This is a genomic window from Pseudomonas sp. LS-2, assembly GCF_003605735.1.
Taxonomy (GTDB): domain Bacteria; phylum Pseudomonadota; class Gammaproteobacteria; order Pseudomonadales; family Pseudomonadaceae; genus Aquipseudomonas.
Genome location: NZ_QXTJ01000033.1, coordinates 242,012 through 262,386, shown reverse-complemented (window position 1 = coordinate 262,386; position 20,375 = coordinate 242,012). Strand labels below are relative to the sequence as shown.

The following is a 20,375-nucleotide window of genomic DNA, read 5'->3' as shown; positions in this document are numbered from 1 at the left end:
CAGGAGCCCGCTTGGTCAAGACTGTGCTCAGGTTCAGGCGAGGCTAACCTACTCATCTCTGGTCAGGCGAAACGGCGCACTGCTTTGGTCGTTATTCGCCTCGACCAACTTTATAAGTTGCAGTAGGAACTGATCACGGTACTCGGGTGCAATTCCCTCCAGTGTCCGGTCATGGGCTCGTTGGACGCTGGCATCCATCTTCTTGAGCAGGTACAGACCTTTTCGGCTGAGTTTGACCAGTTTGACCCGCTTGTCTTGAGTGCTCTGCCGCCGAAGTAATAACTCGCGAGCCTCCAGTCTGGGAATAACCTCTGCGACCGTCGTTCGCTCCATCCCAATCTCTTTCGCCAGAGTGTTCTGATCCATTTCTCCGTGGGTGCCAAGTGCAGTCATCAGGCTGTACTGCACGGGTGTGATGTTGTATTCGCGAGTCTCGTCGAGAAAAAGGCCGCAATGAATTTGGTGCAGCCGGCGAATCAAGAAACCAGGTCGGCCAAGCAATGCTGAGCGTTGGATAGCTGACTGTAATTCGAGATGGATTTCATCGTGGTGTGGGTGGGTCATGGCAGTACAATCGCTTTCATAAGTTAGTGCTTTTAAGGAAGTGCCTGATTGGTGTTATCAGCGTATCGAGTTTGCTGATGCACACGCTGCGGGCACCAGCGAAAAAACCAGCATGATAGGAATCCAATGTTGGTGCAGTTATCCCGCTGAGCCTTGGTCCACTGCATAAATTGTACCCGAGTACCAAGCACGATTATCCAGCGTTTCACCAGCCTATACAGAGAACTGTCCGCCCAATCACGGGGCATGCCACGCAATCATGCCCCCATTTGTCGCGTTGTCCAGCCGGGTCGCCATCCTCGCGAGGAGCGAGCCCCCCCAGAGCGCTTATCTCTAGATCTCACAAGCTCATGAGAGCCACGTAAACCCTAGTGAATAAGGTGATCAGCAATCTCTTGATAAATGTGGCATACCACTTGCTTTTGATTACGGGACTGCTCGACACCGTGATCGAATCATCTGATGCTAAAAGGAAACCTACTATGAACTGCAGAGATCATCTGAACAAGCTGGACGAGCCTCTGGCCCCTGCTTTGCTGAACGACTGGCATGTGGTAGCAACAAGCGAAGAAGTCGTCGAAGGCAAACTGATACCTGCAACTCTCTTCGGCCGTGATCTTGTGATCTGGCGCGACTCCAAGGGGCAAGCCTATGTATGGGAGGACCTCTGTATTCACCGTGGTGCTCGTCTGTCTAAAGGGTTCATCGTAAGTGACAAGGTCGTCTGCCCTTATCACGGATGGAATTACGATGGCACTGCTCAATGCACACTGATGCCTGCTTCCCCCGACGAGACGCCGATGAAAAAGGCGAAGGCCATCCCGCATCATGTCAAGGAGGCTTATGGTCTACTGTGGGCGTGCATCGGTGAACCAGCGTTCGATATCCCGAAATTTCCGGAATGGGATGACGATGGCTACAAAAAAGTTGTGTGCGGCCCTTACCGCTTCAAGTCTGGTTATCGGGCACTGGAGAACTTTATCGATCCGACCCACTTCCCGTTCGTGCACGCCGGTGTCAATGGTTTGTTGGATAACCCCGATCCCATCGGTGCCTATGATGTGTGGGAGGAGGACGGTGGCCTCGCGTCATCAGAAGTCCGGGTAACCCAGCCTTACGGCGATCCTCGTCAAGTGCCAGTGATCGCGTACTACGCATACAAACTTTTGCGTCCCGGTGTGGCTTATTTCAAGAAGCGCCTGGTGATTTCTGATCCTGAGCGTGCGCATCTCGGGAATGAGGCGGATCGCTTCTGTACCTTCTTCACCATGCAACAGGTGAGTGAGACCGAGAGTATCGTGCGGATTTGCTGTGCGATGAATTTTGATCCCCAGCCTTCGGACGAAGACGTGCGTCGTCGTCAGGATCTGGTCTACGCCCAGGATGCTGATATCGTCGATACACAGCGTCCAGAGCGCATCCCGACCGATTTGCGTCAAGAACTCCATCACCGTACTGATTTGCTAGGAATGAAGTACCGCGCATGGCTGCATAACATGGGTGTCAACTATGGCACTCTCTGACGTTCCCTCAGCCCGCTTGACCATGCGTTTGACCGGTATGCAATACGGCGCGCAGGACATCGTTCTGTTCGAGCTGCAACCGAAAAGTGGAGAAATACTGCCGCCGGTAACGGCTGGCGCTCATTTGGACCTGTTCTTGCCCACAGGATTGACCCGTCAGTATTCATTGCTGACAACCTTGTGCGACGGACAACGATACGTTGTTGGGGTTAAGCGGGATGAGCTCGGCCGCGGCGGCTCGCGCTGGCTTCACGACAGCGCACGTATTGGGCAAATGCTGGAGGTCAGTGCCCCCCGGAATCTGTTTGGCATCGAGCCTGGTGATGAACCAGTGCTCTTGCTCGCTGGCGGTATCGGCATCACGCCTTTGTACTCGATGCTCAAGTCGCTGCAAGACAGTGGTCGGCAAGTGCATCTACATTACTGGTGCCGCTCCCCGGATCACGCTCTGTTTGTTAAAGAGCTGGAGGGGTGCGCTGACGTCACTTTGCACTACTCCGAGATCCCCGGTGCGGCGGTATTAGCGTTCAGTGAGGTTGTTAATCGCGCTGGCCCCACCACACAGATCTACTGCTGTGGTCCTCAGCGCATGATTTCTGAGTTGGAAGCCCTTTCGCCGATGTGCGGTGCCCAGCGTATTCATGTCGAGCGCTTCCAGGCTGAACAACCAGTAGCGACCTCGCGAGAGGCGTTCACCGTTGTATTGGCTCGTTCAGGTCGAGAAGTAGAGGTGCCAGCTGGCGAAACCATTCTCCAGGTGCTACTCGATGCAGGTGAGGACGTTATGTATTCGTGTGAGCAGGGCATATGCGGTGCCTGTGAGGTCAAGGTCGTCGACGGCACGCCTATTCATTGCGACAGCGTATTACCTGCCGACGAGCATACGAGGCGTAGGACTATGATGATCTGCTGCTCAAGCAGCGCATCTAATCGATTGGTGCTGGATATCTGAATGCTGATCTAGCTTCGAGCTGTCACATCATCGCGGGCTCTCTTCGGAAGCCCGCTTTTTTTCGTCTTGATTTGTTCTCGGCATTGAGCGTGCCTAGAGTCATTTATGTGGCATGCCCCCTAATGATGCGTGACGCCTTCAATCGGGGCGAAGTCGTTCAACCTGTATCATTCTCGATGAGTAATATAGAAGGTATACCACATACATTTATCAAAAATATAATCGTTATAAATCATATAGTTAGTATGAATTCAGATTGAGCTGGTTTTGTGATGGCATGCAATGTGCCTTGCTATTGATACCGTAACCACCATTCCGAAGACCATTATGAAAAAGATCCTTCTACACGGCGGCCGAGTCATCGATCCAGCCAACAACATCGACTCCATCAACGACGTTCTGGTGGAAGATTCAAGAATTGTAGCGGTAGGGCAACTGCGCTTTACCGATGCCGCCGCGGGAGCCGAGTTAATCGATTGCACTGGGCAACTGGTGCTGCCAGGTCTGATTGACACTCACAGCCACGTCTATCAGTACGTCTCGGGACGCTTTGGCCTGAATGCTGATATGTGTGGCGTCCATTCAGGTGTCACGACTCTAGTTGATCAGGGCGGTGCTAGTTGCATGACGCTTCCTGGATTCCGCAAATTCATTGCTGAACCGTCCCACTCGCGTGTTCTATCGTTTCTCTCCGCCTACCTGGTTGGCGGACTCGAAGGTCATTTCTACGCGGAGTTGTACCGTCCAGAATGTGCGGATGTCGAGGCAACTGTAAAAGCGGCAGTCGCGAATAAAGACATCGTCAAGGGGATTAAGGCACACGCTGAGCTGGGTGGCTTCGCGCGCTGGGGCGTGGACGTGATGAAGAAGGCGGCGCAGATCGGTGAACAGGCCGGACTGCCCGTCTACATTCACTTCGGGCAATTGTGGCCAATGCCTGAAGAAGGGGGCCACGAGGTGGATCCTGACGAAATTTTCCCGAAGGTACTGGAGTTGTTGAAAGCAGGTGACGTGCTGGCCCACCCATTCAGCCGGCATCCTGGTGGTTTCGTCGCTCAGAGTGGTGAAGTTCACGGGCTTGTGGCCGAAGCGGTACAGAGAGGACTCAAGGTCGACGTGGGTCATGGTTCCCACTTCAGCTACAAGATGGCGGCCAAAGTCCTGGAGGCCGGGATCATGCCCGATACGCTGGGTTCGGACATGCACGGATACAACACCGAAGTGCCTGCTCCTGCAGGGACGCCAGATGAGCACCCAGACGAAGAACACCTGTTCAAGGGGACGTCCCGCTTTAGCCTCGTGTCAGCGATGGTGAGCATGATGGCGCTTGGTATGAGCCTTGAGGAAGTTGTACCTATGGTCACGACCCATGCGGCACGCATGTTGGATATGAGCGATGAGCTCGGCACACTTGGCGTGGGTCGAGAAGCTGACATCACTGTTCTTTCCGACGCCTCCGGGGAATGGCTGTTGCGTGACAATGAAGGCACTGAAGTCATCGCCAAACGCATGCTGCAGCCCGTCTTCTGTCTGCGCGCCGGTCAGCGGTTCAACGCGACTGCGTCAATTCTCCCTGTACCTGAGGTTGCTTAAGCCATGGTCAGCCCCCTTTTTGCTGACAGCATTGAGCGTGGTGCGGCGAATGAGCGAGCGCTGCTGAGGCTGCATCAGGTACGTCCGGTATGGAGTGGTGTTAGCAAGGCGGCAGCCGCGATCGGGTTACCAGTCATGACCTTGCTGCACGCCGGTCCAGCCTATCGTGATCCTCGTCTGCCGAGCGCACCGGTGCTGTCATCGGCTGTTCTGTGCTGCATCCATGAAGGGTGGGCACAAACGATCGAACAGGCGAAAGCCATGATTGCAGATGGTCGAGTGCGCCTGCTGCCCGCTCAGGATTTCAACGTGGTCACACCCTTGGCTGCGGTGATCTCTCCAAACACCACTTTGGTTGAGGTGACCGATGGTGACGGCTCTGGGCGGCGCGCATGGTCGTTACTGGGGAGCGGGCAGGGACCGCAATTGCGGTTCGGCACGCAGGATCTTGCCGTCCTTCCACGTTTAGAGTGGCGGGATAACCGATTGGCGGGGGTGCTGGAAAATGTTTTGGCGGCAGGCCCCATCGATCTGTTTTCGCTGGCATTGGCAGGATTGCAGGGCGGTGATGATCTGCATGCGAGAACCTCCGGTGCGACCCGTGCGCTGGTCACACGGATAGCACCCTCGTTGGCTCATGCCGACGACGTCAGGCAGATGCTTGAGCAAACTCCTCTATTTTTTCTGACCCTTTGGATGGCTGCCTGTCATCTGATGCTAGATGCAGCCGCGGCTGGTGGCGAAGACAAGGCTGCAAGCCTGGTGGTTGGTTTATCCGGTAACGGTCAGGAAGCGGGTATTCGTCTTGCGGGTGCTCCTGACCATTGGCTTACCAGCGCTGCCCAGACACCCCAGGGCCCCCGTTTCAAGCCGGGAACCGCAAGCCCGATGCTTGGCGATAGCGGTGTGATCGACGCGGCAGGCTTCGGCGCCCAAGCTTGGGCGTTTGCGGAGGACGTGGCGGCCGACTTGAAGGGTTGGTTACCTGGCTCGCCGTACGCGGCACAACCTTGGTCGATAGGTAGCCATCCCGTCTTCTCACAACTTGGGCTGGCCAGTGCAATCGACGCTGCTGAGGTCAGTGCCAATACGCCGGCTCCGCGTGTTGCTATTGCCCTGATCGACGTGGACGGCCAGCAGGGGCTGCTCGGGCGTGGGATTTGTGGTTCTACTCCCGCGCAGTTCGGCCTCGTTGCGCCAGCAGATCTGCAAGTAAACCAGGCCGATGCTTGGGCTAGCCTGAATCAGGCATTTGAGCGCTACGAAGCCGCGTTGGTTAGCAATGATCTGGCAGTGCTCGACGAACTCTTCTGGCAAAGCCCGCACACTGTCAGGTACGGGCCGACAGAGCACTTATACGGAACGCAACAAATACAGGTCTTTAGGCAGCAACGCCCCTCTACAGGTTTGCAGCGCAGAATCTGTGAGCGCTCACTGACAAGTTTCGGGACGGACGCTGCTGTCGCTCACATGGTGTTTCACCGCGATGGTGTTCAGCGCGCAGGGCGTCAGACGCAGACGTGGATGCGTCTTGATGGGCAATGGCGCATCGTTTCGGCGCATGTCAGTTGGGGTGACCTATGAACCCCTTGTTGCAACCAGGTTTGCACAACGCGTTTGTGGCCGACGGTTTTGCGGCTCAGCCTGGCTCTGTTTCTCGGAGTGAGACCAAGTTGCTGCAGGGAGTTCACCTGGCGGTCAAGGATGTGTTTGATGTCGTTGGTCTAGTCAGCGCAGTCGGCAATCCCTGTTGGGCCAGTTCACAGCCAATCGCCCGATATAACGCTTCCGTTGTAGAGCAATTGCTGGAGGCGGGATGCAAATGGATAGGAAAAACCGTCACCGATGAGCTGACCTATAGCCTAGCGGGTGCCAACGTCCATTACGGCACCCCTGTCAACCCGCGAGCACCGGACAGGTTACCCGGGGGGTCCTCATCAGGTTCAGCTGTCGCCGTCGCGGCAGGCCATGCGCAGTTGGCCCTCGGCACTGACTGCGGAGGTTCCGTACGTCTTCCTGCCAGTTATTGTGGCATCTGGGGAATGCGTCCAACTCACGGGCGTATTGCTACCAGTGGTTGCTTCACCTTGGCGCACAGCTTGGATACGGTCGGCTGGTTCGCCGAGCACGGCGAGCTACTTGAACAGACGTTCGGTCTGCTAAGCCACAGCGAAAAAGCCGATGCAGATCCTGGTATCACGCTACTCGTGAGCGTTGACGTTCTTGAGCAGTTGGATCCTCCAGTACGTGAGTTATTTGAACGGTGGTTGGAGCAGTGCGATCTGCCTATCGAGAGGTTGCCGTTAGGGACATTCGCACTCGAGGAGTGGGCGCATGCATTTCGCGTCATCCAGGGCGCCGAGGTGTGGCAGCAGCATCGGAGCTGGGTCAGCACCCACGACCCTAAATTTGGCATAGATGTAGCGCAGCGTTTTGAAGCCGCTGCTCATATCCAGCCTTCAATGGTGGCTGCTGCCGCAACCACTCGAAGCGCAGCCTGTGCCTACATGAGCCGCCTTCTCTGCAGAGGTCGCTTACTCGTGATGCCACCTGTTCCCGGTGTGGCGCCGTTACTCGGCGATCCACCGGCCATCGTTCAGGATGCTCGCGAGCGTTCGCAGCGCTTGCTGTGTATTGCCGGATTATGCGGCCTGCCACAGGTGGTCATGCCATGGTGCACCGTCGACGCGGCTCCTGTCGGCCTTTCATTGATTGGCCAGCGGTTCGCCGACGAGCAGGTGCTGGCTTGTGCACTCACTCTTCATCATCAGAGCACTGCTGCTAAGGCGGAAAACTCCTATGTCCCATGTTCCTAATGCAATGCGCGGTAGCCGCGCGATGGCTGTTGCACCCCACGCCCTGGCAGCGCAAAGCGCCATGGCGGTAATGCGGGAAGGCGGCAACGCGGTCGAAGCCATGATTGCGGCCGCAGCCAGTATCGCGGTTGTTTACCCCCACATGAACAGTATCGGTGGAGACGGCTTTTGGCTTATTTCCCGACCGGGTCAGGAGCCAGTCGCGCTGGACGCCTGTGGGGCCAGTGCCCTTGGCGCTTCGCTTGCCCACTATCGTGAGCAGGGTCTGACAAGTATTCCATTTCGCGGCGGTATGGCCGCCAATACAGTGGCCGGTACGTTGTCAGGTTGGCATGCAGCCGATGTCTGGCAACGTCAGAACTTGAATGGCCGGTTGCCGATGACCCGACTGCTCGCTGACGCGGTGGACTACGCTCGGCGCGGAATTCCCGTGACCATGAGCCAGCATCGGTGCACGGCAGCCAAGCAGAATGAGCTTGAGGGTGTTAGCGGCTTTGCCAATACATTTCTTTCGCAGGGGCGGGTGCCCCAAATTGGCGAACGTTTCTGTCAGCCACGTCTTGCCGCCACGTTGGAGCATCTCGCGAAGGTGGGTATTGACGATTTCTACCGTGGAGAGCTGGCATGCAGCGTGGCTGAGGATCTTGAGTTGGCCGGTAGCCCATTGCGCCTTCAGGACCTGCAACGCCATCGGGCAACATGGCGTACGCCGCTGGTGCTCCAGCACTCACGAGGCAAGGTTTTTAATTTCCCGCCGCCGACTCAGGGCTTGGTTTCGTTGCTGATTCTGGGGCAACTGGATCGATTGCTCGAGCCAGGCATGGACCCATGTGGCGCTTCATTTGTCCACGCTTGCGTGGAATCAACTAAGAGAGCCTTCGCAATTCGTGATAGAGAAATCACCGATCCACTTCACATGAGTATCGACCCTCAGTCATTACTGACTAGCGAAAGCCTGGATCAGATGGTTAGCTCCCATAGCACGCAGGTAGCCGCGCCTTGGGGTGCTGGAGTGGGACCAGCCGATACGGTTTGGATGGGAGTGGTGGATAACGATGGTGTAGCCGTCAGCTTCATTCAAAGTCTCTATCACGAGTTCGGTAGCGGCATCGTGCTTCCACAATCTGGGGTCAATTGGCAAAACCGTGGTTGCAGCTTCTCACTCGACGCAAACGCCCGTAACCCACTGACACCAGGTCGCAAACCCTTCCATACCTTGAACCCGGCCCTGGCTCATCTCAGTGACGGCAGGACTCTGGTGTACGGCAACATGGGTGGTGATGGGCAGCCTCAGTCCCAGAGCGCAGTGTTCAGCCGTATTGTTCATTTCGGGATGAACCCGCAAGCAGCGATCGACGCACCACGTTGGTTACTGGGGCGCACATGGGGTAAATCCACCGAGAACCTTAAACTGGAATCGCGGTTTTCTTCAGATTGCCAACAGGCGCTCGCCGCAATGGGGCATGAGGTCGAAATGTTTGCGGCCTATGACGAAACCATGGGGCACGCTGGTGCGATCGTGCGTCATGCCAACGGTATGCTGGAAGGAGGATCGGATCCTCGCAGCGATGGAAGCGTAGCTGGCTGGTAATCTCATCCAGGCCAAGCGGCGAGCAACAACCACTGATGTTCGCCGCTTGATCAGGTTTAGAACGGAAACTCGCGTTTACCCATTTGCACTGTGATCCATTTCACCTCGCTCATCTCGTCCATGGACGCCATTCCTCCCTCGCGACCAAACCCACTGGCTTGAGTACCGCCGAACGCGATGTGCGGCTCGTCAGAAATCGTCGTGTCATTGATATGAACCATGCCTGCGTGTGAACGCTGAGAGAACGCCATAGCTTTCTGCAAGTCATTAGTGATGATTGCTGCGCTCAAGCCGTATTGCGTGTCGTTGGCCAGCGCGACTGCATGCTCGAAGCTGTCGGCGCGATAGATCGTAGTTACGGGACCGAACGACTCTTCATCGTAGATGGCCATAGTCGGATCAACATCCGCCAGGACAGTCGCCTGAAAATAGGGGCCTTCGTGGCTGCCGCCTGCTAATAGACGAGCACCTTTGCCTAACGCATCCTCAAGTTGGCCTTTGATGAAGGTGCATTGTTGCGGTCTGATCAAAGGCCCGATGACCGTCGCGGGATCGCGCGGGTCGCCAACTTTGATGGTTTTTGCTTTGGCGGCGAATGCCTTGCAGAAGGTCTCGTAGAGCGAATCTTCGACGATGATCCGCGAGTTCGCCATGCATACCTGGCCTTGGTGAAAGAACACCCCAAAAGCCGCTGCATCCACCGCATAGTCCAGATCAGCATCGGCCAATACTACCAATGGGCTCTTGCCCCCCATCTCAAGACACACTTTCTTCATGTGTTTGCCGGCTTCCGCGGCAATCAAGCGACCTACTTTGTTGGAGCCGGTAAACGTGACCATGCGAATGCGCGGATCGCTCACCAGACGCTCTCCGACAATTGACGCCGAACCCGGCAAGACGCTGAACACTCCAGCCGGCAACCCTGCCTCTTCGAAAACCTCAGCGATCTTCAAGCAAATCAAAGGCGCCAGTTCTGAGGGCTTGAGGATGAAAGTGTTTCCGGCAGCCAGCGCGAAGGCGATTTTTTTCATCGACAACAGTAGAGGGGAGTTGAACGGTGCAATACCGGCAATGACTCCGAGAGGGGAGCGGGTAGTCATACCGATTTGGCCCGGCGAGCACGCCGGGAAGGTCTGGCCATATGCCTGGCGGGTGCAGGCAGCCGCACTGCGGAGACACGCTACGGCGTAGGAAATCTCCCAAGGTGCTTTCAGAAAAGTTGAGCCGGTTTCAGCGATCAGCAAGTCCCGCAGTTCATCGGCTCGTGCAAGAAAAATATCCGCGGCCTTCAGCAGCAGAGCCTCACGATCACCGACCAAAACGTCTGCCCAGGCCAGCCGAGCTGCATAAGCAGCAGAAATGGCATCTTCCACATCTGCAGGGCTTGCTTGAGCAATCAGACCGATGCATTCCAATGTTGCAGGGTTGAAGTCCTGATCCACTTCGTTGCTGGAGCCAAGACGCCACTGACCGTTGATATAGAAAGGGTGGGTTGTAGCGGCGTGATCTGGAGAGTTCATGGTTCAGACTCATATGTGAATTGAGATGGGGGTCAATGCACAAACCGTACCTATGCCAAAAGGCCTTTAACTGCGGGCTATCTGGTGGATTCAATCCAAGTATCGATGAGCTAATAAGAGGCATGCCACATTTATTGTGCGCCGAGATGTTGCATGCATCTGCACGTCTGGATCCCGCTATGGTTCCGCTCAATGAATGGAATGCGCGCGTGTGTGGACTCTCAGGTCGGATGAGGCATTTTTCCGAGGGTAAGTAGACCCTGCAGAAAAATGTGGCATACCACTTGCTTTGCTGTGGTCGTAACCGTGCGACGAGTGAAACGAGTCATTAGCCTGCCTGGTTTGAGCCAGGCAACCCAATCCCCGATGAGGAATTTGCTATGTCCGTAGTGTCCGTTCTGCGTAATCGACTGATGTTTTGCGCGTTTTCAGCGCTGGCTTGCGTGCTGTCTCCAGCAACAACTTGGGCCAATGATCTGGCGAGTCAAGCTGTTGAGCCGGGCGCGATAGATCTTGGGATGAATCCCTGGATTGGATACGGCCCTTGGATCATCGCCGAGAAAAAAGGGTTGTATAAAAAGAACGGTCTGCAAAACGTCAAGCTTGTTAGCTTCACCGAAGACAAGGACCGGATGGCGGCGTTTGCCAGCGGCCGAATCGATTTTATGAACATTCCAGCGCATACAGCGTTGCAACTGATCGAGAACGGCATTGGACTCAAGATCGTACTGCTACTCGACTACAGCCTTGCGGCCGACGCCATCGTTGCGGATAACGTCAAGTCTGTCGCCGACCTCAAAGGTAAGCAGGTAGCTTACGAAGAAAGTTCGACCAGCGACATTTTGCTCAACCACGCTCTAGCGAAAAACGGTCTTTCTCTGGCTGACATAGAGCGAGTTCCAATGCCCGCTGCGCAGGCGGGTTCTGCACTGGTCGCAGGCCGAGTACCGGTGGCTGTGACGTACGAACCGTACCTGAGCGCCGCTATGGCGCAGAACAAGAATGCCAAACTTATCTACACCGCCGGTGAGGCGCCGGGACTAATCAGCGACGTTTTGGTTGTCAGCGACAAGGCGCTCAAAGAAAAGCCGGGACAGATCATGGCCCTCATCAAATCGTGGAAGGACGCCATGAGCGTTTACAAACAGGATGTGAAGGCGGGTAGGGAAGTGATCGCATCGGGTGTAGGAAGTCCAGTCGAAGAACTGGAGACTGCGTTCAACGGCGTGCAATTTTATGACGTTGCAGAAAACAAAACATCGCTGGCCAGTGATTTCGGAGCCAAGGTGCTGCCTGAAGTCTCCCAGGCGGCCGTGCTGTCGAAGATTCTGCAGGCCAACGTTCCCACGCAAGGCATTGTCGATGACCGTTTTGTAAGGGCAGTGCCATGAACGTAGTTCATTCCCGGCCGTCGCCGACAGGTCCGGCCACTCTGGCGGACCAGCCTAAAGCACCGGTATCCACTGGTGACCAGTCCACGCTGCTTGCGGCGAACAAGTTCGCTAGCGTAACGCTTGGCAAGGCTCGCTGTGAGCGGATCCGCATCCTTGCGATTGGAACTCTTGGCTTTTTGGGTATCGCTCTGCTGTGGCTGCTGATCAGCCGTAGCGGTGTGGTCAAGCCATTGTTCTTGCCAAGCCCCGATAAAGTGATCGAGCGCCTCACGCGGCTGGCCATCGGCGGCGAGTTGCTGGATGACTTGCTGGTGAGTACTGGGAGAATCCTGGTGGCATTCGGTGCGTCTGCCGCATTGGCGCTACCTATAGGAGTTCTGATTGGTCGGTACCGCTCAATGCAAGCGCTTCTCGAGCCGCTGGTTAACTTCATCCGCTACATGCCCGTTGTTGCATTCGTCCCGCTGACAATCCTGTGGACCGGCACTGGAGAGCTACAAAAGTATTTGATCATTTGGATCGGAACGTTTTTCCAGATGGTGTTGATGGTTCAGGACAACGTTAAGCGCGTCCCTAAAGACTTTATTGATGTGGGGCGGACCTTGGAAATGTCTGGAGCGGCGATCTTGTGGCGGATTGTGCTGCCCTCGGCGCGTCCGGGAATTTGGGATGCCATGCGAATCTGCATTGGCTGGTCGTGGTCTTGGCTGGTGGTTGCCGAGCTAGTCGCGGCGACCTCTGGACTGGGCTATCGGATCACAGTGGCACAACGGTACTTTCAGACCGATACGATCATTGCCTATGTGCTTTTGTTGGGGGTGCTGGGTTTGATTACCGATCAAATCATGAAGTGGATCGGTAGCAGACTGTTCAAACACACTGAAGGTGGCCAGAAATGACCAAGGCAAAATTGAAGGTTGAGGGGCTGTGCAGAGTGTTCGGTGAAGGTCCCTCTGCCTGGACCGCCTTGAACGATATCAACCTAAGCATTCGCGAAAATGAGTTTGTATCGCTGGTTGGTGCATCTGGCTGTGGTAAGAGCACGCTGCTTTCCATAATCGCCGGGCTACAACCAGCCGATCTTGGCGTCATCTTGGTGGATGATAAACAGGTGGATGCACCTGGACGCGATCGCGGTGTGGTTTTTCAGAACTACACCTTGATGCCGTGGCTGACCGCACAGCAGAACATCGAGTTCGCTCTGCGTGCCACTGGCGTCAAAGGATCTGAAATCCGACGGATTGCTGCGGAACATATCGCATTAGTGGGTCTCGAGAAGTTCGCCGATCGCTATCCCGCGCAGTTGTCGGGTGGTATGAAACAGCGTGTTGCGATCGCAAGAGCCCTCTCATATCGCCCAAAAATTCTACTGATGGATGAGCCATTTGGTGCGCTCGATGCGTTGACTCGTCGGCATATGCAAGAACTCCTCACCAGCATCTGGACACGCTACAAGCTTACCGTGCTGTTCGTCACTCACGATGTAGAGGAGGCCATTTACCTGTCGGATCGCGTAGTCGTGATGGCGGCGCAGCCAGGCCGAATCAAAGAACACGTCGACATAGACCTGCCAAGGCCGCGGGGCGATGACATGACTGCTCCTGGCTATCGGGAGCTATATCGCCATGTCCTGGGCAGTATCCGTGAAGAAGCACAGCGCATTGCCAAACTGCAGCCACTGGACTCGGTTTTGGGTTGAGGAAGAATCATGACGGTGTATCACAACGATCTGCCTGTTAACCGCAATTTTGATTTTATTGTGTGTGGTGGCGGCACTGCCGGGGGAGTAGTCGCTGCCCGGCTTGCAGCCAACCCGGATGTGCAAGTCCTGCTGTTGGAGGCGGGCGGGGACGAGCGTGTTGAAGTCGTTACCGATTCACGACTTTGGATGAAGAACATCGGTGGGGAACGCGACTGGCAGTTTCGCTCGCAACCCTGTGCCGCTCTGAATGGGCGCACACCGCCTTTGCCGATGGGTAAAGTTCTTGGCGGCGGTAGCAGCACCAATGGGTTGATTTGGGCTCGTGGCCATCGTTCTGATTTTGACAACTGGGCTGAAGCCACCGGCGATGATGGCTGGAACTACGCGTCAGTGCTACAGGCCTACCAACGAATTGAACGGTGGCAAGGGCCGGCAGATCCGCAACGGCGCGGCACCGATGGTCCGTTTGAAATCAACTTGCCTACGGATCCCAATCCAGTCGCAATCGCGTTAGCCGAGGCAGCTCAGGCATACGGAATCGAACGAGTCGAAGACCTCAACGGTGCCGCCATGGAAGGAGAGGGAGCGAGCGGTATTCCAAACGTTGCTGTGACTGGCGGTTCCCAGCGCGTATCGGTTGCCAGCGCTTATCTGCGACCTGCAATCGACCAGCCCAACCTGACCGTAGTGCTTGGAGCCATGGTCGAACAAGTGATTCTTGAAGATCGTAAAGCTGTTGGCGTGCGAATTCATAGTGACGGCCAGCACTGGAATGCGTACGCCAGTCTCGAGGTCGTGCTGTCGCTGGGTGCGATCAATACGCCCAAGTTGCTGATGGTGTCGGGGATAGGCCCAAGCACCCAACTTGCGGCACATGATATTGAGTGCGTTCAGCATCTGCCTGGTATTGGGCAAAACTTCCAGGATCACATCCTTGTGGCAGGGTGCGTATGGGAATACCAGGTGCCTCAAGCACCGCGGAACAATTCGGCAGAGTTCACCTTTTTCTGGAAAAGCGCAGCACATCTTCCTGCACCTGACTTGCAGCCGGTTCTCGAAGAGTGTGCCTTTGGCAGTGAAGTAACTCGTGCTCAATATGCTCTGCCCGCTGACCCATCCCTCGCCTGGACTTTGGCCCCCGGGTTAGTCCGGCCTCATAGTCGAGGGCAGTTGCTACTAGGCGGCCGTAGCATGAGTGAGCCATTGCGCATTGAAGCTAACTTTCTGAGTGATGAGCGCGATGTGACCGCGCTGCTTCGGGCGATTGAGATCTGCCGGGATCTGGGGAACAGTTCGACGCTTGCGCCGTTCGTTAAGCGTGAGCTTATGCCTGGGCCGCTGAAGGGTGAAGCGCTGGTCCGCTTTTTACGCGATGCGGCGGGAACCTATTTTCACCAGACCTGTACGGCCAAAATGGGCCGTGACGAGATGTCAGTTGTCGACGGTCAGTTGAAGGTCTATGGAATCGACAGGTTGAGAATCGCTGATGGATCGGTCATGCCAGACATCACGACCGGGAATACCATGGCTCCGTGTGTGATGATCGGAGAGCGTGCCGCACAGATGCTCATCGAAACTCACTGGTGAGAAGAGCAACGCACTGGCTTTGACATTTGAGAGCCATAGCTCGCAGGCCTTATCTGGCCTGCAGCTTACTATCAGCTCTTGAGGTGGTCACAGTCTCAAGATGGTCTCCTTCGCACATCGTCCGCAAGACCCTAAGCACTTGGCCTGGCCGCAGTGGTCTTAGCGAAACCCATTCCCTGGAATGCTCTTCGCACCACGCCACCTTCGCAGTCCGCCCCCAGGGTGAAATCTACCAGTGTCTGCCATCAATCCGGACAATCTACAGCTATCGAAATCTCGGACTGCGAGGGAGCGGTCAGAGGGATCTCGCTGAGTCTCGCGCCGCCGGTATAAATGCAGTCTGGTCCCGGGTAGCCGCTTGCACGATAGAAGCGGCCCCAATATTCCCTTTTAGCACCATCACTGCATACGGTGTTGCCGCTGACCGAAAACTGACCCATTAAAGGCTGTTCTGCCGACTGAAAACTGACCCAGGTGTTCAACTGCTTCTGCTCACTTTCCGAGCAGGAGAACACAGGGTGATCAGCATGGAAATGATGGGAAAAATTCGGCGGATGTACTTTCGCGACAAACTGTCGCTGCATCAGATAGCCAAGCGTACTGGCCTGTCCAGGAACACGATCCGGAAGTGGATCAAGGCCCCCGAAACCAAACAACCGGTGTACCAACGGCAAGCCGCTTTCAACAAGCTCAGTCCTTTCCACAAAACACTGGAGCAGGCGCTCAAAGCCGATTCGCTTCGGGCAAAACATAACCGCAGAACCGCCAAGGCGCTCTTCGAGCAGATCAAAGCTGAGGGGTACGATGGCGGCTACAGCCAACTGACCGCCTTCATCCGCGCGTGGCGCGGCGAACAAGGAAAATCCTTGCGAGCCTTTGTGCCGTTGACGTTCGCGCTGGGCGAGGCTTTCCAGTTCGACTGGAGTGAAGAAGGTCTGCTGATCGGCGGGCTGTTCAGGCGGATCCAGGTCTCCCACATGAAGCTCTGTGCCAGCCGCGCATTTTGGCTGGTGGCCTATCCCAGCCAAGGTCACGAGATGTTGTTTGATGCCCACACTCGCTCGTTTGGAGCATTGGGTGGCGTGCCGCGTCGCGGAATTTACGACAACATGAAGACAGCGGTCGACAAGGTCAGCAAGGGGAAAGGCCGGACGGTCAATGCCCGGTTTTCGGTGATGTGCGCGCACTATCTGTTCGACCCAGACTTCTGCAACGTGGCTTCGGGCTGGGAAAAAGGAATCGTTGAGAAGAACGTCCAGGACAGTCGGCGGCGCATCTGGCTTGATGCTCAAGACTGCCTGTTTCATACCTTCGATGAGCTGAATGTCTGGCTCGGCCAACGCTGCCGTACTCTCTGGAGTGAGCTGCCGCACCCGCAATATAAGGGGCTTACAGTGGCAGATGTTCTGGAGCTGGAACGGATGGAAATGATGCCGATGCCCAGCGCTTTCGACGGCTATGTCGAACGCACAGTGCGTGTCTCCAGTACCTGCCTGATCAGCGTCGCGCGTAATCGTTACTCAGTGCCTTGCGAGCGCGTCGGTCAGTGGGTCAGCAGCCGTTTATATCCCTCGCGGGTTGTGGTCGTTGCTGATGAAACAACTATCGCCAGTCATGAGCGACTGTTTGATCGAGACCAAGTCAGCTACGACTGGCAGCACTACATCCCGTTGATCGAGCGCAAGCCTGGCGCACTTCGCAACGGCGCCCCATTTGCTGATTTACCCAAGCCATTACGCCTGCTCAAGCGTGGCCTACGGCGTCACGCTAACGGTGATCGCGTCATGACCCAAGTGTTGGCTGCGGTGCCCATCAGCGGTCTCGACTCTGTTCTGGTAGCTGTGGAGCTGGTGCTCGAGTCTGGCAGCTTGAGCGCTGATCACATCCTGAATGTCCTGGCTCGACTGACGTCCACGGCGCCGCCGCCTTCCGTAGAAACAAGCCTACAGCTCAAGGTCGCTCCAGCAGCCAACACGGCCCGATACGACCAACTGCGTGCGAAAGATGAGGAGAGCCGAAATGCGTGACTTGATGGCAGAACTCAAAGAGCTTCGCTTGCATGGCATGGCGCACGCCTGGGAAGAACTGGCGGCCCAAGGTGAAGCGTCGACAGCATCATCAAAATGGTTGCTGGAGCATCTGCTCCAGCAGGAGCAGGCAGATCGCGCCGTGCGCTCCGTGAATCATCAGATGAACATGGCCAAGCTCCCCATGCACCNTGGTCAAAGAATTATCCAGTCGGGAGTTCACAGAGACGGCCCAAAACGTGGTGTTCATCGGCGGGCCCGGTACCGGCAAAACACACTTGGCCAGCGCACTGGCTGTGGCCGGGATCACCGTTCACAACAAGCGAGTCCGCTTCTTCTCCACGGTAGACCTGGTCAATCTGTTGGAGCGGGAAAAGTACGATGGAAAAACGGGCCGGATTACACAGGGGCTGCTCCGCACCGACCTCGTCATCCTGGATGAGCTGGGCTATTTGCCCTTCAGCCAAAGCGGTGGTGCGCTGCTGTTTCATCTCTTGTCCAAGCTCTACGAGCACACCAGCGTGATCATCACGACCAACCTGAGCTTCTCGGAATGGTCGAGCGTTTTTGGCGACGCGAAAATGACTACTGCACTGCTGGATCGACTGACGCACCACTGCCACATCGTTGAAACAGGTAACGAGTCCTATCGCCTGCAACACAGCACTCTGGCTGTCCAGACAAAGATCAAGACACGTGAGCGAAAGCGCAAGGAAGGTGATGTTGTTGAGGACGATGAGCCATTTTAGTCCAGATCGGGAAATGCCCTGTCACACGCATCATGTGGTGGGGCTTTCGATCATTTGAGGTCGGACAGGACTGCTACGTTAATCCACAATTGCTGATGACAAATCGGCAATCTGCCCTGGGTCAATTTTCAATCGGCAGGGTGGGTCAGTTTTCAATCAGCGCCGACACCCTGCATTTCTCTTTGCCAGTTAAATAGCGAGATGTGTGTAAGCTGTGGCCGCACTAGGGAAGAGATACGAAAATGGCGGGGAATGAAGCGGCCTGAAAAGATGGCGACGGTCCAGAAGGCGGCGATCCGCGTGAAGAGCATTGCCAAAAAGAAAAAATAAAAGCTGAGGCTTTTATCTATCCTGCTGGTTATTGGCTCGGTCTTATACGCAGATGCCCCTGGCTGGATTCGCCCACACTCCTGAGCCACTGAGGGGTCTAAACTGACGAGTTATCCGGGATTGTCTGTACTGGCATTTGGTGCCGCTACGCTTCAGTCCGGGGCTGTGCTGGTTGGCATGCTGGTCTCTGAGCAACATATGGCCGTGCTGCAGCTTGATGTAGCGAGAGCTGGCGACTTTGTGACCTCGGGCTCTTATTTCAGGGCGACATTTTTATAGAATCTGGCCGTTGACGGTTGGCATGCGCAGCTTAACCAATTTTGTACAAGGTCTCAGTGCCGGAGGCCCTATGAGGTGATAAATGAAGGGACGCCGAAAGCTCAAAACCGATAAGTGGATGCTTCAAGATCAGTTCATTCGAGAAGCCCGCGCGATACTAGCTTCCAGGTCTGATCCTGGCCGTTTGATACGTACTGCGATACAAGCGAACCTTGAGGAGCCTGTAGGGATGCTCGCTGGAGTCCGTTTGATGCCTGGGCAAGTGTCGTAAGACCATCATGACCGACCTGGGCAGGTGTGCACTGTCACAAATGCTACTCAACTGATTTGGACTCATCCACGTTTCTTTGCCTCGACGCATCTAGCGTGATAGAGCTCCAGCGCGCGTTCAGTCTGAATAGATCTACATGTCAAACATTCTATTCGACTCGATTGCGTAGGCGCTGCATATCTTGGAATCAAACATGGGCCCATTTCCTTTGCAGAAAACATAGGCCCGGAATTGTTGGTCATTTCACATCCTTCCAGGGCCGATAGCCCCGGCTAACGTTAAGCACAGGTGGAATCGATGATAGCTCACTGACCAAATTTCGAGATGGAGCCAATCCAGATTCGACGCGTCAGCTGTCAACGCGGAGCGGTGGTTCGTCAGACAGCGAGGTCGATGTTTAACCGCGCAAGACCAAGTTTTACCGAAGGCCATCGTCCATTTATGAGATCAGGTGCTGCTCTCCCGGCTGGGAGTTGCTGAAAGGTTACCCCGATTTTGATAAGTTGCCGTCCCAAGCTTCTACCAACTCATCAATCCTATCTGGCAGCTTCGGAGTCTTCGAAAGGACTACGCACCGCGTATTGCCTATGAACTCTTCGAGCAGATACAGCGAGTCTCCTGCGTCCAGCCCCATTTCTTGGAGGGCTTCGTCGGGGATGCGAATCGCGCCATCACCGTCCCAATCCTCAATTACCACTTTAAATGAGCTGTTCATTCTTTCCTGCCCTAGAACCTAGATTAAGGTTCAAGATTTTGAGCGATTAGCCCCACCATTTGAAGCGGGCTTTTGCTGTCTATCACTTTATAGACTCCATCCCGCTTGCTGCGAGGTAGCTTCTTCACCACGCTCTTGGCAGCTGCACGAACGCCCTCATCAGTACCATGAATGCGTGCAGCAAGCAGCAGGATCAGAACCGCATCTGTGAGGCTCATGAAAACACCTGATGGAATCGGACGTGAAGTGTAAACGGCCTGCGTTGATGACACGAATCTGCTGCATTGAGACCGGTTGGGCACGAGACAATTTAGGGATGTCCCTCAGAGGAAACCTAGTTATTTTGAGCATGCTGGTCAAACCGAAATCACCTTCTGGCCAAGCTGGAGGCAAGTAGGTGGGAAAGTCAGTGTGGTCAGGCAGCTGGCGTGATCGATCAAGGAATCACTTTCTCAGAAACCTCTCGTTGAGCCTGTCCACCCCGTAGTAGCGTTTCCCGTCCTTCCGCATGCACCAGGGATCGAAGAATTCGCGCAGGTGAGGAGGTTCTGCATCTGGGTCTTTGACGAGCCGCTGGCGTACGGCTTTACGGTAGCGCCTGTGCCAGGCTTGCTTGTCGAGATGTTCGCTAGTTGCGGTGGTGATACCACAGACTGGTGTCTTGCGTTGGCTTCTGCTCATGATAAGGCTTTGGGCTGATGAAGCACGCGATTGCGTGCTTGCCCTGAACTGCAGAGCTGTTCAGGCTATCAAACTGATGGT

At 55.5% G+C, this 20,375-nt stretch carries 16 protein-coding genes and 2 pseudogenes; 14 read left to right on the top strand and 4 right to left on the bottom strand.

All coding sequences use genetic code 11. From position 1 onward, the window contains the following. Positions 1-48 precede the first annotated feature (48 nt). Entirely contained in the window at positions 49-564 is a 516-nt protein-coding gene (locus D3M70_RS19445) for a MarR family winged helix-turn-helix transcriptional regulator (protein WP_120127304.1), read from the bottom strand. A 371-nt stretch (positions 565-935) separates the two neighbouring features. On the opposite strand from D3M70_RS19445, the gene D3M70_RS19440 reads away from it, so the two are divergent. The 6 genes from D3M70_RS19440 to D3M70_RS19410 all read left to right on the top strand — a co-directional run bounded on the left by D3M70_RS19440 (position 936) and on the right by D3M70_RS19410 (position 9,039). After that, positions 936-2,087 carry an aromatic ring-hydroxylating dioxygenase subunit alpha gene (locus D3M70_RS19440; protein ID WP_218568436.1) on the top strand — a complete coding sequence of 384 codons (1,152 nt, stop codon included), beginning with the start codon at positions 936-938 and terminating at the stop codon, positions 2,085-2,087. Continuing rightward, positions 2,074-3,039, top strand: a complete 966-nt coding sequence (locus tag D3M70_RS19435; protein ID WP_120127302.1) for a PDR/VanB family oxidoreductase — start codon at positions 2,074-2,076, stop codon at positions 3,037-3,039. The genes D3M70_RS19440 and D3M70_RS19435 overlap by 14 nt, the downstream gene beginning before the upstream one ends. A 327-nt stretch (positions 3,040-3,366) precedes the next feature. Continuing rightward, positions 3,367-4,632 carry an amidohydrolase/deacetylase family metallohydrolase gene (locus D3M70_RS19430; protein WP_120127391.1) on the top strand — a complete coding sequence of 422 codons (1,266 nt, stop codon included), beginning with the start codon at positions 3,367-3,369 and terminating at the stop codon, positions 4,630-4,632. A 3-nt stretch (positions 4,633-4,635) separates the two neighbouring features. Beyond that, positions 4,636-6,216: an oxalurate catabolism protein HpxZ gene (hpxZ, locus tag D3M70_RS19425; protein ID WP_218568435.1), complete on the top strand. Its 1,581-nt coding sequence runs from the start codon at positions 4,636-4,638 to the stop codon at positions 6,214-6,216. Beyond that, positions 6,213-7,448 (top strand): amidase, encoded by a 1,236-nt coding sequence (locus D3M70_RS19415; protein WP_120127301.1) that lies wholly within the window; start codon positions 6,213-6,215, stop codon positions 7,446-7,448. The genes hpxZ and D3M70_RS19415 overlap by 4 nt, the downstream gene beginning before the upstream one ends. Next, positions 7,432-9,039, top strand: coding sequence for a gamma-glutamyltransferase family protein (locus D3M70_RS19410; protein WP_256659922.1), 1,608 nt, complete (start codon positions 7,432-7,434; stop codon positions 9,037-9,039). Before D3M70_RS19415 ends, D3M70_RS19410 begins: the two co-directional genes overlap by 17 nt. Positions 9,040-9,095: 56 nt before the next feature. Here D3M70_RS19410 and D3M70_RS19405 read toward each other — a convergent pair whose 3' ends face one another. Then, positions 9,096-10,559: an aldehyde dehydrogenase family protein gene (locus D3M70_RS19405; RefSeq protein WP_120127300.1), complete on the bottom strand. Its 1,464-nt coding sequence runs from the start codon at positions 10,557-10,559 to the stop codon at positions 9,096-9,098. 380 nt (positions 10,560-10,939) lie between these two features. Here D3M70_RS19405 and D3M70_RS19400 point away from each other — a divergent pair, with 380 nt between their 5' ends. The 8 genes and pseudogenes from D3M70_RS19400 to D3M70_RS33400 all read left to right on the top strand — a co-directional run bounded on the left by D3M70_RS19400 (position 10,940) and on the right by D3M70_RS33400 (position 18,348). After that, positions 10,940-11,950: an ABC transporter substrate-binding protein gene (locus tag D3M70_RS19400; protein WP_120127299.1), complete on the top strand. Its 1,011-nt coding sequence runs from the start codon at positions 10,940-10,942 to the stop codon at positions 11,948-11,950. Next, positions 11,947-12,852 (top strand): ABC transporter permease, encoded by a 906-nt coding sequence (locus D3M70_RS19395; protein WP_120127298.1) that lies wholly within the window; start codon positions 11,947-11,949, stop codon positions 12,850-12,852. Before D3M70_RS19400 ends, D3M70_RS19395 begins: the two co-directional genes overlap by 4 nt. Next, positions 12,849-13,652, top strand: a complete 804-nt coding sequence (locus D3M70_RS19390; RefSeq protein ID WP_120127297.1) for an ABC transporter ATP-binding protein — start codon at positions 12,849-12,851, stop codon at positions 13,650-13,652. The genes D3M70_RS19395 and D3M70_RS19390 overlap by 4 nt, the downstream gene beginning before the upstream one ends. Before the next feature lie 9 nt (positions 13,653-13,661). Then, entirely contained in the window at positions 13,662-15,242 is a 1,581-nt protein-coding gene (locus D3M70_RS19385) for a GMC family oxidoreductase (protein ID WP_120127296.1), read from the top strand. 527 nt (positions 15,243-15,769) lie between these two features. Next, complete coding sequence (gene istA / locus D3M70_RS19375) at positions 15,770-17,269, top strand: IS21 family transposase (RefSeq protein WP_165869852.1); 1,500 nt, start codon at positions 15,770-15,772, stop codon at positions 17,267-17,269. Then, positions 17,247-17,460: pseudogene (locus tag D3M70_RS33405) on the top strand (ATP-binding protein); the annotation flags it as partial. The gene istA and the pseudogene D3M70_RS33405, both read left to right, overlap by 23 nt. Position 17,461: 1 nt before the next feature. Continuing rightward, positions 17,462-17,877: pseudogene (locus D3M70_RS19370) on the top strand (ATP-binding protein); the annotation flags it as partial. Between the two features lie 252 nt (positions 17,878-18,129). Next, positions 18,130-18,348, top strand: a complete 219-nt coding sequence (locus D3M70_RS33400) for a DUF1289 domain-containing protein (protein WP_256659932.1) — start codon at positions 18,130-18,132, stop codon at positions 18,346-18,348. Positions 18,349-19,382: 1,034 nt separating this feature from the next. On the opposite strand, the gene D3M70_RS19355 is transcribed toward D3M70_RS33400, so the two are convergent. Beyond that, positions 19,383-19,613, bottom strand: coding sequence for an AbrB/MazE/SpoVT family DNA-binding domain-containing protein (locus tag D3M70_RS19355; RefSeq protein ID WP_120127293.1), 231 nt, complete (start codon positions 19,611-19,613; stop codon positions 19,383-19,385). A 23-nt stretch (positions 19,614-19,636) separates the two neighbouring features. Continuing rightward, positions 19,637-19,831 carry a hypothetical protein gene (locus D3M70_RS19350; protein ID WP_120127292.1) on the bottom strand — a complete coding sequence of 65 codons (195 nt, stop codon included), beginning with the start codon at positions 19,829-19,831 and terminating at the stop codon, positions 19,637-19,639. Between the last annotated feature and the right edge of the window lie 544 nt (positions 19,832-20,375).